Genomic DNA, 13,931 nt, shown 5'->3' on the forward strand with positions numbered 1-13,931 from the left:
ATTCCCTGCCTGGTCTGCTATAGTGTGAGGTAAACCAGCTACAGGAAATGCGTTTAGCCCGCGAGTGCGAGCTTAAGTTTTAAATCAAAGTCTGAATACCTGAAAAAGGATATACGGCTTGACGGCACCGGCAAGGTTTGCACGGGCCTGTGTTGGAGTAAACGGAAGGTTTAGATGAAAATTACAAACCCCTTCCAATTGAGCACCGGTAATAACCGGTTGCGTTAATTGTTCCTGTCTGGATCGGGATAGTTTCTCTGAATCTTCCTCGATCTCAAACTCAGCAACTTTAAACTCAGTATGTTCTTTATGATTGGGGGTTAACTGAAATCCCGAATCATAAAGTTGAATAGCAAGCTGCTCTTCAAATGTACAGGATGAATCTGATGCTTGTTGAGGTGTAAGCGCCCATCCGGAAATATTTAAAATCCCGGCCAGAAGTAAACTGAAAATAGAAAGGGCTACCTTCATAATATCTTGAAAAAGATGCAGCAAAAGTATGGGAAGGAATAATCTCCCACAACGAATAGACTAAAAAAGTTTATCGATTTAGTTGGCTGAGTAGCATTTTTATTAAAGAAACAAAATACACCGATTCAAATTGACAAAAGCACAAAATAAAACAGGCCTTTTCGATAATAAAAAGGGCTGTTAAAGAATTTATTGAATTATCTGTGACAGCGACTTCCGCCTATTTGATATTCAAAGCGGTTGAAACCTTCCGCATTTTTGCCCTGATTTCATCGAAACCGGGGTTGTGAATGCTCCCCAGGTGCGTATGTTTTTTGCCCGGCTCTGGCTTATACGTACCGGCCTGTACCTGCCCTCCTATTTCCTGATAGGCTTCTCGGAACGACTTGCCTTCAACTACCAGATCGTTGATGCTGTCTACGGTAAACAGGTATTTGTACTTCTCGTCATTCAGGTCAATCTCTTTAACCTGCACCTGACTGATTGCATAATCAAAGATTTCGAGAATGTCTTTCATAGACTCCACCGCATTGATGGTGTTTTCTTTTAGCAACTGATAATCGCGATGGTAACCGCTGGGCAGGTTGTTTGTAATCAAAATCATTTCGGTACTCAATGCCTGAATTTTATTGCACTTACCGCGTATCAATTCAAACACATCGGGATTTTTCTTGTGCGGCATAATGCTGCTGCCGGTAGTTAACTGCTCGGGGAAGCTTACAAAGCCAAAATTCTGGCTCATATACAGGCATACATCCATCGCAAAGCGCGAAAGCGTGTTGGCCAGACTTCCTAAGGTAGAAGCCAGCGTACGCTCGCTTTTACCACGTGCCATTTGAGCGGCAACCACATTGTATTTCATCGTGGCAAAGCCCAATTCTTTGGTGGTCATCTCACGGTCTATGGGAAACGAACTTCCGTATCCCGCCGCAGAACCCAGAGGATTTTGATCTACAATATCCTGCGTGGCATTGATGAGGATGGTATCGTCGATAAGCAATTCGGCATAAGCGCTAAACCAAAGTCCGAAACTGCTGGGCATCGCCACCTGCAGATGCGTATATCCCGGAAGCAATTGATCTTTGTGCTTTTCGCCCAGATGCATCAGCGTTTCAAAAAGCGAAACCGTACGCGCCTTGATTTGCTGCAACTGCTCTTTGTAATACAATTGCAGAGCCACCAGCACCTGATCGTTACGTGAGCGTGCCGTATGTACTTTTTTCCCGGTTTCGCCCAGAATAAGCGTTAATTCGGCCTCCAGCTTCGAGTGAATATCCTCGTATTCCGGTTCGATAAAGAAATCGGGGTTTTGCGTATGTGCCTCCAGAATATCGAGCTGGGGCAACAAATCTTTAAGCTCCTGATCAGTCAGAATGCCAATTTTATTCAGCATTTTCACGTGTGCACGTGATGCCTGTACATCGTATTTCGCAATATGCGTATCGATTTCCCGGTCATTACCTACCGTAAAACGGATGATCTTATCGTCTATGTTTGCTCCTTTATCCCAAAGTTTCATTGTCCTCCCCTGACCCCTCCCAAGGAGGGGAACCTTTATTTAGTGAAATTAAAATCGCTAGCGATTTTAAGGTTGTTAGTATTATTTTCTTTCCCCATTCATTCCCCCTTCGGGGGCTAGGGGGCTCACAGAATGCTTTTCAGCAAATCTATATAAATCTGAATGCCTTCTTCAATCTCTGCGACGTAAATAAATTCGTTTGCGCTGTGCGAGCGCGTGCTGTCGCCGGGCCCGAGTTTGAGTGACGGACAGCTCAAAACCGCCTGATCGCTCAAAGTTGGCGAACCGTAAGTGCTTCTACCCAAAGCGATGCCGGCTTTTACGAGTTCGTGATCTTTTGGTATTGAAGAGGAATTCAACCGCAGACTGCGCGGTACAATCGAATCGCAAGGCGCTTCGGCCTGTAGCAAATCGGCTATTTCCTGATTGCTGTATTGATCGTTAACCCGAACATCAATAACCAGTTCCACATCTGCCGGAACCGCGTTGTGCTGTTTTCCGGCTTTGATCTGCGTCACAGTCATTTTTACCGCTCCCAGGGCTTCGGAGACTTTTTCAAAAGTATACTCTTTAAACCACTGTAACACGGGGATGCAATTGTAAATCGCATTGTTTTCGTTAGGATGTGCGGCGTGTGACGGAGTACCCAGCACTTTCGCATCAAATACCACCAAACCTTTTTCGGCGATAGCCAAATTCATCAAGGTAGGTTCGCCGACAATTGCCACATCAACAGGAGGAATCACATTAAGCATACTGTTGAGCCCATTAGGTCCGCTGCTTTCTTCCTCGCCACTGGCAACGATAATCAGATTGTACTTTGGGTTTTCCTCAGCGTAGAAATACGTAAACGTTGCAATTAGCGAAACCAAACATCCTCCCGCATCATTGCTGCCTAGCCCATACAACTTGCCGTCTTCTACATCCGGACTGTAGGGATCGCGGGTATAGCCGTTATTTGGTTGCACGGTATCGTGATGGCTATTTAGTAAAAGTGTTGTTTTACCTTCCGTAAAATGCTTGTTGGTCGCCCAGATGTTATTTGCCTGGCGCTTAAAGGGTATGTCGTGCGCTTTAAACCAGTTTTCAATAAGTGCAGCCGTTCCTTCTTCTTCTGAAGAAAAAGACTGTGTTGAAATCAGGTTTTTTAATAATGCTATCGCCTCTTGCGTAAGTGTTTCTATAGTCATAGACCAGTCTGTTTTAATCTGTCCGTTTTTATCAATACGCTATTTCTATAATGTATGAAGTTAAAGCTTTGATTTTAGCCCCCTTTGCACTACTGAATATGTAAAAATCTGCAAAGGCATATTTTTTACCATTTTCCATTTTGATAATCCCATTAGCGGCACCTTCTTTTCCGTGACTTAAAATTTGATGTAAATGAAGACTGCTTATCTGCTGTTGCATAAGCTCTAATTCCTTTTTAAATGCCTCGTTTCCCTCAATTTTTTTATCACCTACAATGTTCCAGATAACATCATCGGTAATACTATCCAGAATAAATTTAAAATCCTGCCTGGCAAAAGCAATGTTGAACGCCTTTATGAATTCACGCTTCGGTGAATTTCCGCAATCGGTATCAACGTGAATTTCAGTCATTTTAAAGTTGGTTTATTACAGAGTTAAGGTTGTATGGTTTACGTCCTTTTTACCTAACATCTCCGGCTTGCCCAGTTGCACTTTGTGAACGCCGCCTTTCAGTGCATAAAAGCAGTTTTCCAGTTTAGGCAGCATGCCGTCTGCGATAATGCCGTCTTTCAGCAAGTCGGCATATTTCTTCGTGTCAATCTCTTTAACAACCGAGTTTTCGTCCTGAATATCCAGTAAAACACCTGCTTTTTCGAAGCAATAATTGAGCGTTACCTCATAATATTCAGACAGACCGATTGCGAGTTCACAGGCAATGGTATCGGCATTGGTATTGAGCAGCTGTCCTTTGCCATCGTGCGTTATGGCGCAGAAAACGGGGGTAATCCCTATTTGGGTGAGCTCATGAATTAGTTTGGCATTTACGCCTACCACATCACCCACAAAGCCAAAATCTACCTCTTTAACCGGCCGCTTAACCGAGAGAATCGTATTTCCATCAGCGCCCGAAAATCCAATCGCATTGCAATCCCGCGCCTGCAGGCCGGCTACGATGCTTTTATTGACTTTACCACCGTAAACCATGGTAATGACCTCAACCGTCTCGGCATCGGTAATGCGACGCCCGTTAATCATTTGTACCGGGATCTCGAGACGCTCCGCCAGTTGGGTAGCTAACTTTCCACCGCCGTGAACCAAAATTTTAGGTTCAGGCAAAGCCGAAAACGCATCCAAAAAAGCCTGTAAATCTTCTTCTTTCTCGATGATGTTTCCGCCTACTTTGACGACGTGGAGCCCTGCCCCCCTATCCCCCGAAGGGGAAATCTGTTTAGTACTCATAACGACTACTTTCTAACTTCTCCTTTTGGGATTTGGAAGCTAAATTTTCCAATATCCTCTTCAGTACCACCTGTGCCGAAAACGTACGGTTGTTGGCCTGCTCAATAACCACCGACTGGTCGCCATCCAAAACCTCATCAGCCACAATAACATTGCGACGCACCGGCAGGCAATGCATAAATTGCGCAGTTCCCAATTTTTCGGAAGTGACCATCCAGTCCGAATGGGTTTCCGGGGTGGCAATAACTTTTCCGTATTCTTTATAATTACTCCAGTTTTTTACGTAAACGAAATCGGCATCTTTCAAAGCTTCATCCTGATCGTAAACCACTTTAGAATTCTTAACCACATCAGCACTCAACTCATAACCTTTGGGATGTGTGATGGTAAAATCCACGTCCATCTTCTGCATCATCCCTATAAAGGAATTGGCCACCGCGTGCGGCAAGGCCTTGGGATGTGGCGCCCAGCTGAGGACCACTTTAGGTTTGGATTGCTGCGAAAGTTCGGTTATCGTAATCGCATCGGCCAGCGCCTGAAGCGGGTGAGCCGTGGCACTTTCCATATTGACAACAGGCACCGAAGCATATTTTTCAAAACTTGAAATCACATACTCGCTTTCGTCCTTGGCCTTATCGGTAAGGGTTGGAAAGGCGCGCACTGCGATCACATCCCCGTATTGGGAAATGACCTGTGCGGCTTCTTTGATGTGCTCGGAGGTGTCTGCGTTCATTACGGTACCGTCTTCAAACTCGAGCTTCCAGGCATCGCTGTTAAAGTTCATCACCGTAACATCCATCCCAAGATTGCAGGCGGCTTTCTCTGTACTGAGGCGCGTGCGCAAACTGGAATTGAAAAACAACATTACTAAGCGTTTGCGTTTTCCTAAATGCTCAAAAGCATAGGGGTTTTTCTTGATTTCGCGGGCTTCCGCGATTAATTCTTTTAGATCTGTAATGTCGTCTAATCCGGTGTATTTTTTCATTTGTTGATTCCTGTCAGGTTTATAATGTGCAGCCGAAATCTCTGCTTTGTCCTCTCCCCAGCCCTCTCCAAAAGAGAGGGGGTTTGAGTAGTACTATGTTCTATTCTTTTGTCAAACTGTCCCGATCCCTCGGGACAGACTGACGTTCTATTTACATTTTATCCAATTCTATTTTTAATGCTTCAAAAAACTGATCGATTTGTTCGTTTTGAATCGTCAATGGCGGTAGAATACGAATCAGGTTTTTGTTTTTAGCGCTTCCGGTAAAAATATGCTGATCGTAAATCAGTTTTTTGCGGATGGCAGCCGTATCAAAATCAAATTCCAGACCCAGCATCAGGCCGCGGCCTTTTACGTTTTTTATCTGCGGAATATCTAAGGTTTTGGCCTTAAAATGATCGGAAACACTCAGGGCGTTAGCCATCAGATTTTCTTCTTCCAATACTTCAAGCACAGTCAAAGCTGCGGCACAGGCCAGGTGATTTCCGCCAAAAGTGGTACCCAGCATTCCGTATTCTGCCTTTATCGAAGGATGAATCAAAATCCCTCCTACCGGAAAGCCATTACCCATACCTTTGGCCATTGAGATCAGCTCCGGCTTTACGTTGTATTCCTGAAAAGCAAAGAACTTCCCGGTACGGCCAAAACCGGCCTGTACTTCATCTGCAATGAGGCAGGTTCCGGTTTGTTTACACAATTCATCAACACCTTCATAGAATTCAGCCGTGCTGATATCAAGACCGCCTACGCCCTGAATAAACTCCACAATCACCGCACACACATCTTCCTTAGCCAAAACCGCTGCCAAAGCATCCAGATCTCCCAGGGGTAGAAATTCGACCTCCTGCTGCGCGTTTATAGGCGCTACAATTTTAGGATTATCGGTGGCTGCGACGGCTGCCGACGTTCTTCCGTGAAAGCTGTTGTTAAAGGCGACAACTTTTTTTCTTCCGGTAACGAAAGAGGCCATTTTCAGGGCATTCTCGTTCGCTTCTGCCCCACTGCTGCACATAAACAACTGATAGCCGGGTGTATTTGCCTGAGCGGGTAGTTTTTCGCCTAAAGCCTCCTGCAACGGATTGTGAACCGCGTTGCTGTAAAAACCAATATCGTGCAGTTGTTTGGTAAGATTCTCAATGTATTTGGGATGCCCGTGACCAATCGAAATCACCGCGTGCCCCCCGTATAAATCCAGATACTTAGTGGGTGTGGCATCATAAACCCAAACGTCCTGAGCCTTAACCGGCGTCACGTCGTATAACGGATAAACATCAAATAAACTCATTATTTCTGGTCGGTTTTAATCACGTTAATTTTATTGAATGAGGCCACCATTCCCTGAATGAGTGATGAACTGAGGCCTTTATGTTCCATCTCGTTAAGTCCTTCTATCGTACAGCCTTTTGGAGTGGTTACACGGTCTATCTCTTCTTCCGGGTGGTTACCCGATTCGATTAACAGTTTTGAGGCACCGTTACAGGTGTGCATCGCCAGTTCCTGAGCTTCGTGCGCATCAAAGCCTAATTGAATCGCAGCCTGGGTCGTTGCGCGTATAAGGCGCATCCAGAAGGCAATTCCGCTTGCGCAAACCACAGTCGCGGCCTGCATTTGATTTTCGGGAATGATCAGACTGTTTCCGAGACGATTAAAAATCGCTTCAGCTACTTTTATGCGTTTCATTCCCTTTTCATTACTGGCCAGGCAGGTCATCGAGGCTCCAACAGCAATCGCGGTATTCGGCATTGCTCTGATAATAAACTGATCGGTCCCCACTATGGCTTCAATCTGCGAAATCGCGTAGCCGGTAATGGTCGAAATCAGCACGTGCTTATCGGTAAGTTCGTCTTTAATATCATTAAGAATATTTGCCAATTGTGCCGGTTGCACTGCAAAAATGAGTATGTCTGACTTCTGTACCGCCTCTACGTTATCTGAAGTCACAAATACATTCTTATACTCGGCATACGACTCAATCGCCGACGGATTACGCCGGGTCATATACAGCGTGGTGATCGCGTTATTGGTAATTAAACCTTTGGCTATTGCCAAACCTAGGTTACCGGTTCCTATAATTGCTATTTTCATAATCCTCACCCCCAGCCCCTCTCCAAAAGAGAGGGGAGTTGGATTTATTTTTAAAATTTTATTTTCATTTCCGTGAAGACGGAAATCTTTTGTCCTCCCCCCTAACTCCTATTCGAAGGAGAGGGGAGTTTGAATAATTTCTCATTAAAATCCCCTTTTGGGGGTTTGGGGACCTAAAAATAACTCCCTTTTAAATTAAGGCCTTCGGTTTGCGGAAGGCCAAAAATCAAATTCATATTTTCTACCGCCTGTCCTGATGCTCCTTTAAGCAGGTTATCAATGCAGCTCGTGATGAGCAACTGATTGCCGTGCTTGTGCAGGTGAATCAGACACTTGTTTGTATTCACCACCTGTTTCATATGTACTTCAGAATCTGAAATAAAGGTGAATGGTGCTTCAGCATAAAAATCCTCGTAGATCTTTTTCGCTTCAGCCAGATCGCCCTCAAAAGGGGTGTATGCCGTTGCGAAAATCCCACGTGAAAAATTACCGCGATTCGGCAAAAAGAAAATTTCGTTATCAAACGCTCCCTGTAACTGCTTTACCGTCTGGTTGATTTCGCCCATATGCTGATGCGTAAAAGGCTTATAATACGAAAAGTTGTTATCACGCCAGGTATAATGCGTAGTTGCCGAAAGCGAAGTTCCTGCCCCGGTGGCACCGGTTACCGCATTGATGTGCACGTTTGACTTTATTTTTTTGGCATCGGCCAAAGGAAGCAAAGCCAACTGAATAGCCGTTGCAAAACAACCCGGATTTGCGATAGAACCGGCCTGCTTTATGGCATCGCGGTTTAATTCGGTGAGACCGTAAACGAACTCGCGTCCCTGAAACTCCGCATCGGGTTTGAGGCGAAAATCATTGCTTAAATCAATGATGATGGTGCTTTCGGTAAACAGGTTTTCTTCTAAAAAAGCTTTCGAATTTCCGTGACCCAGGCATAAAAAAACAACATCCACGTCAAAATCAATAGTTCCCGAAAAACGCAGGTGCGTACTTCCCAGTAAATCCTGATGCACGTCACTCAACAGATTTCCTGCATTTGAGGTGCTGTAGACAAAGCTCAATTCAACATACTGATGGTTTAACAAAATACGCAGCAGTTCTCCTGCAGTGTATCCGGCTCCTCCAACTATTCCGGCTTTGATCATGAGTTTCCGTTTACGTGGTTGTAAATCTTATTCTGGTTACCGGTGATTTTGATAAAGCCTTTGGCATCTTCGGCGGTCCAGCCTTTGTTCATTTCGCCGTAGGCTCCAAAAGAAGCGTTCATCAAATCGTGCTTAGACTGAATACCTTCCAGCGTAAAGCGATACGGCTGCAGGGTTACGTACACCTCACCGGATACATTTTTCTGGCTATCGGTCAAAAAGGCTTCCATATTGCGCATTGCAGGATCGAGATACTGCCCTTCGTGCAGGTGCATTCCGTAGAAATTAGATAAATAGTCTTTATGCTGCATTTGCCATTTGGTAAGCGTGTGCTTCTCCAACAAATGATGCGCTTTGATGATGATCAGGGGCGCAGCAGCTTCAAAACCTACCCGACCTTTGATCCCGATAATGGTATCGCCTACGTGAATATCGCGGCCAATTCCATAAGGAGCAGCAAGTTTTTGAAGGGCTTCAATATTTTCTACCGGAGTGCTGGTCTTGCCATTTACGGCTTTGAGTTCGCCTTTTTCAAAAGTCAGAGTCACCTGCTCAGCTTCACTTTTTTGAACTTGTGAAGGATAAGCCGATTCCGGCAGACCCTTGTGTGAAGTCAGGGTTTCACTACCGCCAACGCTGGTTCCCCAAAGTCCGCGATTTACCGAATACTTGGCTTTCTCCCAGGCCATTTCTACGCCGTGACTTTTTAAGTATTCTATTTCCGCTTCGCGCGAAAGCTGTAAATCCCGTATTGGGGTGATGATTTCTATTTTGGGGGCCAAAGTTTGAAAGATCATATCAAAACGCACCTGATCGTTACCCGCGCCGGTACTGCCGTGTGCCACATATTTGGCACCGATTGATTTGGCATAATTGATAATCTCAACTGCCTGAATGATACGCTCAGCACTTACCGAAAGCGGATAGGTATTGTTTTTAAGGATGTTTCCATAAATCAAATACTTCACTACCTTATCGTAAAAGCGGTCAACCGCCTGAATATTTTTATAGGTCTTAGCTCCGATTTTTAGAGCCTTTGATTCGATTTCGTTAATTTCTTCCTGCGAAAAGCCTCCAGTATTGATGCTCACGGCGTGTACTTCGTAGCCTTTATCGGCAGAAAGGTATTTGGCGCAATAACTGGTATCAAGACCACCGCTGTAGGCCAGTACGAGTTTTGCTCCGGCAGGGTTTGCCGCCGGTATTTTTGTATCTGTAGTTTGTGAATGCGTTGTTGAATCCAAAACGTATTAATTTGAGGTTTTTAACGTGTTGCGTAAAAACCGGGTTAATGGTGTTCCTTTTTTTCTTTTCTCAAAAAGAGATGTTCCTTGATGCTTTTGAGACGTGTAAAAGCCTTCGGATTTAGTTTTTTGTCTTTTTTTTTAAGCTCTTCCGGATTTTCTGCTTTCTTCTTTTCCTCCTTGGCCGGATCGTAAAGCATCCCGGTGCAAAGACACATCTTCTGCTCGGTTCGCTGTAAAATGTCGTAATTACGACAGGTTTGACAGCCTTTCCAGAAGGTAGGGTCATCGGTAAGCTCTGAGAACGTAACCGGTTTGTAACCCAGTTCTGAATTGATTTTCATCACTGCAAGACCGGTAGTGATCCCAAAAACTTTGGCATCGGGATATTTTGTGCGCGAATGTTTAAAAATGGCTTCTTTAATCTGCCGGGCAAGACCGCTGCCCCGGTAATCAGGATGTACGATAAGACCGCTATTGGCTACAAATTTACCGTGTCCCCAGGCCTCGATGTAGCAAAAACCGGCAAACTTGTCGCCGTCTAAAGCGATAACCGCATTACCGTTTTCCATTTTGGTAATTACATATTCTGGAGTGCGCTTGGCGATACCGGTACCGCGTACTTTAGCAGATTCTGCGATCGTGTCGCAAATGTATTGTGCATATCCCGCATGGGATTTGTTAGCAATGGTAATTTCCATATTCTTTAGAATTGGAAGTTAGAAAAAAAGTGAAAATGAAATTTGATTTGAAGACGGAACCGGACTCACCTAAGTTCCCAATAAAACTGCACCCACTAGGGGCGGCGACGCTCATGGCGACGTACGGGGATAAATACTAAAGAATTGTGGGTCTCTCTAGCAACAGGATATAAAGAATGGAACAAGGCACTTACGGCTTGTTTAAATTCTTCCATATGTATTGTTATTCCCTTCATTTGTTGTGCTAAAATACAAAGTAGATTTAAATGACACTCCCTTTTTAAAGGTAAATATCACATAAATCTACTTTTTTATGATTTCTTCAGAATTTCGTCCAAATTTCAATAATCACTGCTAATTTATTAATCAATCTTCCCGGAATACCGAATTACAATAAGTAATCGGTACTCACAAAATTTGATTTTTTAGTATCTAAAAGTTCATTTAAAATGGCATTGTTATAGGCGTTGTCTTTTGAAGCCACAAAGGTGCGTATCGAAAACGAACGCAAGGCATCGTGAACGCTCAGGGTTCCTACTGCAGAATCCTTTCTTCCGGTAAACGGATATACATCGGGACCACGCTGACAGGAGCTGTTGAGATTTACGCGACATACCAGGTTCACCAGCGTATCTATAAGCGGCGCAAGTGCTTTGACCTCTTTACCAAACAGACTCACCTGCTGCCCGTAATTAGACTCTGCCATATCATCAAGCGGTTCATCAATATGCTTAAAGGTAAGCACAGGGATTACCGGACCAAACTGCTCTTCAGTATACACTTCCATATCCTTGGTTACCGGAAATAAAACCGCAGGCCAGATAAAATTCTCGGAATGCGTACCGCCTTTTTCATTTAAGATGGAAGCGCCTTTAGCTTTTGCATCGTCAATCAATCCCTGAATATAAGCCGGTTTTGAAGGCTCCGGAAGCGGAGTAAGACTTACTCTCTCCTCCCAGGGTAAACCAAATTTCAACGCATCTACTGCCTGTGCAAACTTACGGTTGAAGGTTTCCGCGATATTTTCATGTACATAAATAACTTTAAGCGCCGTACAACGTTGTCCGTTAAAGGAAAGCGTTCCCGCGATACACTCTGCCACTGCAAGGTCCAAATCAGCATCGGGAAGAATAATCGCCGGGTTTTTAGCTTCCAAACCTAAAACCAAACGCAGTCGGTTTTGTTTGGGATGCAATGCCTGTAGCGCGTTTGCAGACGAACTGTGACCAATTAAAGCCAGTACATTTACTTTTCCGGTTTTCATGATGGGGGTAGCTACTGCCCTGCCTCTTCCAAATAAAATATTTACAACGCCCGGAGGAAAACTTTCCTGGAAGGCTTCGAGTAGCGGCGTGATCAACAAAACCCCGTGTTTTGCAGGTTTAAATACCGCCGTATTTCCCATAATCAGGGCCGGAATTAGCAAACAAAAGGTTTCGTTTAGCGGATAATTATAAGGCCCTAAACACAGCACCACGCCCAAGGGCCCGCGGCGAATGTGCGCGTGAATACCGGCTTCCTTGTGGAATTTGGCACTGTCGCGATCCATATCCTTATAGTCTTCGATAGTATCGAGAATGTATTCTACCGTACGGTCAAACTCCTTTTGAGAATCAGGATGGTTTTTACCTATTTCCCACATCAGCAGTTTTACGATCAGCTCGCGCTTTTCTTTCATTTTGGTAACAAAAGTCTGCATACAACTGATGCGGTCTGCGACTTTCATGGTTGGCCAAAGCCCCTGCCCGCGTTCATACGCCTGATGCGCTGCATCTACTGCGGCGACAGCCTCTGCCTCCCCAAGACTTGGGATGGATCCCAGACGGGTAGGTTTACGCTCGCCGTCAACTTCGGTATGAATACTTGAAAACACATCTGCTGTCTCCCCTTCCCAGTTGAGCAGCTTTCCGTTGATGAGATAGGCTTTTTGTTCTATGGGCTGCACGCTAAACTGTGCAGGTATTTCTGTAGTTAATGGTTTCATGGTTAGGTTGGTTATCAAACGAACTATCAGATTAAAAATTCAAACAAGTCGGGTTTATCATTTAAGTATTCCCCAAAAAAGTTGCGCTTTTTCATGCGCGCGATCAAAGGATCGAGGTCTGCACGGTCTTTGATCTCAATACCTACGACGGCAGGACCATCTTCGCGTGAGGTCTTTTTCTTGTATTCAAAAAAGGTAATATCATCCTCAGGCCCTAAAATCTCATTCAAAAACTCCCGCAAGGCGCCCGCGCGCTGCGGGAAGCGAATAATAAAATAATGTTTTAGGCCGCGGTATAAGAGCGCACGCTCCTTGATCTCTGCGGTACGGGTGATATCGTTGTTGCTTCCGCTTACGATACACACCACATTTTTACCTTTAATTTCGTCAGCAAACTGATCTAAAACCGAAAGGGTCAACGCCCCAGCGGGTTCTACCACTATCGCGTCTTTATTGTATAAATCTAAGATGGTCTGGCACACTTTACCTTCGGGCACCGTTACCATTTTATGAAGGTTTTCTTTACAAATTGCAAAGTTGCGATCCCCTACGCGTTGTACAGCTGCGCCGTCTACAAATTTTTCGATTAACGAAAGTGTAGTATTTTCTTTATTGAAGATCGAAGTACTCATCGAAGGCGCACCTTCGGGCTCTACCCCGATTACTTTAGTATTAGGCGATAACAAGCTAAAAACCGTACTCAGGCCGGAAGCCAATCCGCCTCCGCCCACAGGAACAAAAACATAATCAATCTCTTCGGCAGCCTGCTCAATAATCTCCAGTCCCACGGTAGCCTGCCCTTCGATGATTTTTTCGTCATCAAAAGGATGTACAAAGACCTTACCCAACGCATCACACTCAATTTTTGAGGCTTTATACGCATCATCAAAAGTGTCACCGGTAAGCACGATCTTGGCATAATCACCACCAAACATCTCAACCTGCTCAATCTTTTGCTTAGGTGTAGGCGCAGGCATAAAAATAGTCCCGTTTATTTTAAGTTTCGCACAGGCGAAAGCTACGCCCTGAGCGTGATTCCCGGCGCTGGCACAAACGATTCCTTTGGCGCGGTCTTCTTCGCTTAACGAACTAATCTTATTGAAAGCACCCCGTATTTTGTAGGATCGCACCTGCTGCAAATCTTCACGCTTGAGCAGGATGTTTGCCCCGAGTTTTTTAGAATAACTCAGGCTGGGTAATAAAGGCGTTAAGGCTGCAACACCCTTAAGGGTTTGTGCAGCCTTTTTAACGTCTTCTAAACTGGGGAAATAGGTGGTTTTTAAGTCGCTCAAAATGCATTTATTTTGATTGACTGCACGGGCTTCAGGGTTTTCACCAAAGCCCGGCAGTTAAACTCAGTT

General features: G+C 44.8%; 13 protein-coding genes. All 13 read right to left on the reverse strand.

What is annotated here, in order from left to right:
• Positions 1-84: 84 nt before the first annotated feature.
• Positions 85-471: a hypothetical protein gene (locus CJ305_RS05655; protein ID WP_099645269.1), complete on the reverse strand. Its 387-nt coding sequence runs from the start codon at positions 469-471 to the stop codon at positions 85-87.
• A 220-nt stretch (positions 472-691) separates the two neighbouring features.
• Complete coding sequence (gene argH, locus CJ305_RS05660) at positions 692-1,990, reverse strand: argininosuccinate lyase (protein ID WP_099645270.1); 1,299 nt, start codon at positions 1,988-1,990, stop codon at positions 692-694.
• 125 nt (positions 1,991-2,115) lie between these two features.
• Entirely contained in the window at positions 2,116-3,180 is a 1,065-nt protein-coding gene (locus CJ305_RS05665) for a M20 family metallo-hydrolase (RefSeq protein ID WP_099645271.1), read from the reverse strand.
• A 31-nt stretch (positions 3,181-3,211) separates the two neighbouring features.
• The gene (locus CJ305_RS05670; RefSeq protein WP_099645272.1) at positions 3,212-3,592 is read right to left on the reverse strand and encodes a nuclear transport factor 2 family protein; all 381 of its coding nucleotides are present in this window, start codon (positions 3,590-3,592) and stop codon (positions 3,212-3,214) included.
• Positions 3,593-3,607: 15 nt separating this feature from the next.
• Positions 3,608-4,420 (reverse strand): acetylglutamate kinase, encoded by an 813-nt coding sequence (argB, locus tag CJ305_RS05675; RefSeq protein WP_099645273.1) that lies wholly within the window; start codon positions 4,418-4,420, stop codon positions 3,608-3,610.
• Complete coding sequence (locus CJ305_RS05680; protein WP_099645274.1) at positions 4,410-5,405, reverse strand: N-acetylornithine carbamoyltransferase; 996 nt, start codon at positions 5,403-5,405, stop codon at positions 4,410-4,412. Before CJ305_RS05680 ends, argB begins: the two co-directional genes overlap by 11 nt.
• Before the next feature lie 151 nt (positions 5,406-5,556).
• On the reverse strand, positions 5,557-6,690 hold the full coding sequence (locus CJ305_RS05685; protein ID WP_099645275.1) for an aspartate aminotransferase family protein: 1,134 nt from the start codon (positions 6,688-6,690) through the stop codon (positions 5,557-5,559).
• The gene (gene proC / locus CJ305_RS05690) at positions 6,690-7,490 is read right to left on the reverse strand and encodes a pyrroline-5-carboxylate reductase (RefSeq protein WP_099645276.1); all 801 of its coding nucleotides are present in this window, start codon (positions 7,488-7,490) and stop codon (positions 6,690-6,692) included. Before proC ends, CJ305_RS05685 begins: the two co-directional genes overlap by 1 nt.
• Positions 7,491-7,663: 173 nt before the next feature.
• Positions 7,664-8,641 (reverse strand): N-acetyl-gamma-glutamyl-phosphate reductase, encoded by a 978-nt coding sequence (gene argC, locus CJ305_RS05695; protein ID WP_099645277.1) that lies wholly within the window; start codon positions 8,639-8,641, stop codon positions 7,664-7,666.
• Positions 8,638-9,846, reverse strand: coding sequence for an argininosuccinate synthase (argG, locus tag CJ305_RS05700; RefSeq protein ID WP_099645472.1), 1,209 nt, complete (start codon positions 9,844-9,846; stop codon positions 8,638-8,640). Before argG ends, argC begins: the two co-directional genes overlap by 4 nt.
• 83 nt (positions 9,847-9,929) lie before the next feature.
• Positions 9,930-10,586, reverse strand: coding sequence for a GNAT family N-acetyltransferase (locus CJ305_RS05705; protein WP_099645278.1), 657 nt, complete (start codon positions 10,584-10,586; stop codon positions 9,930-9,932).
• Between the two features lie 388 nt (positions 10,587-10,974).
• Positions 10,975-12,570: an NADP-dependent glyceraldehyde-3-phosphate dehydrogenase gene (locus tag CJ305_RS05710; RefSeq protein WP_099645279.1), complete on the reverse strand. Its 1,596-nt coding sequence runs from the start codon at positions 12,568-12,570 to the stop codon at positions 10,975-10,977.
• Between the two features lie 26 nt (positions 12,571-12,596).
• Positions 12,597-13,862: a threonine ammonia-lyase IlvA gene (gene ilvA, locus CJ305_RS05715; protein WP_099645280.1), complete on the reverse strand. Its 1,266-nt coding sequence runs from the start codon at positions 13,860-13,862 to the stop codon at positions 12,597-12,599.
• Positions 13,863-13,931 lie beyond the last annotated feature (69 nt).

This window comes from Leeuwenhoekiella nanhaiensis (assembly GCF_002744755.1).
Taxonomy (GTDB): domain Bacteria; phylum Bacteroidota; class Bacteroidia; order Flavobacteriales; family Flavobacteriaceae; genus Leeuwenhoekiella; species Leeuwenhoekiella nanhaiensis.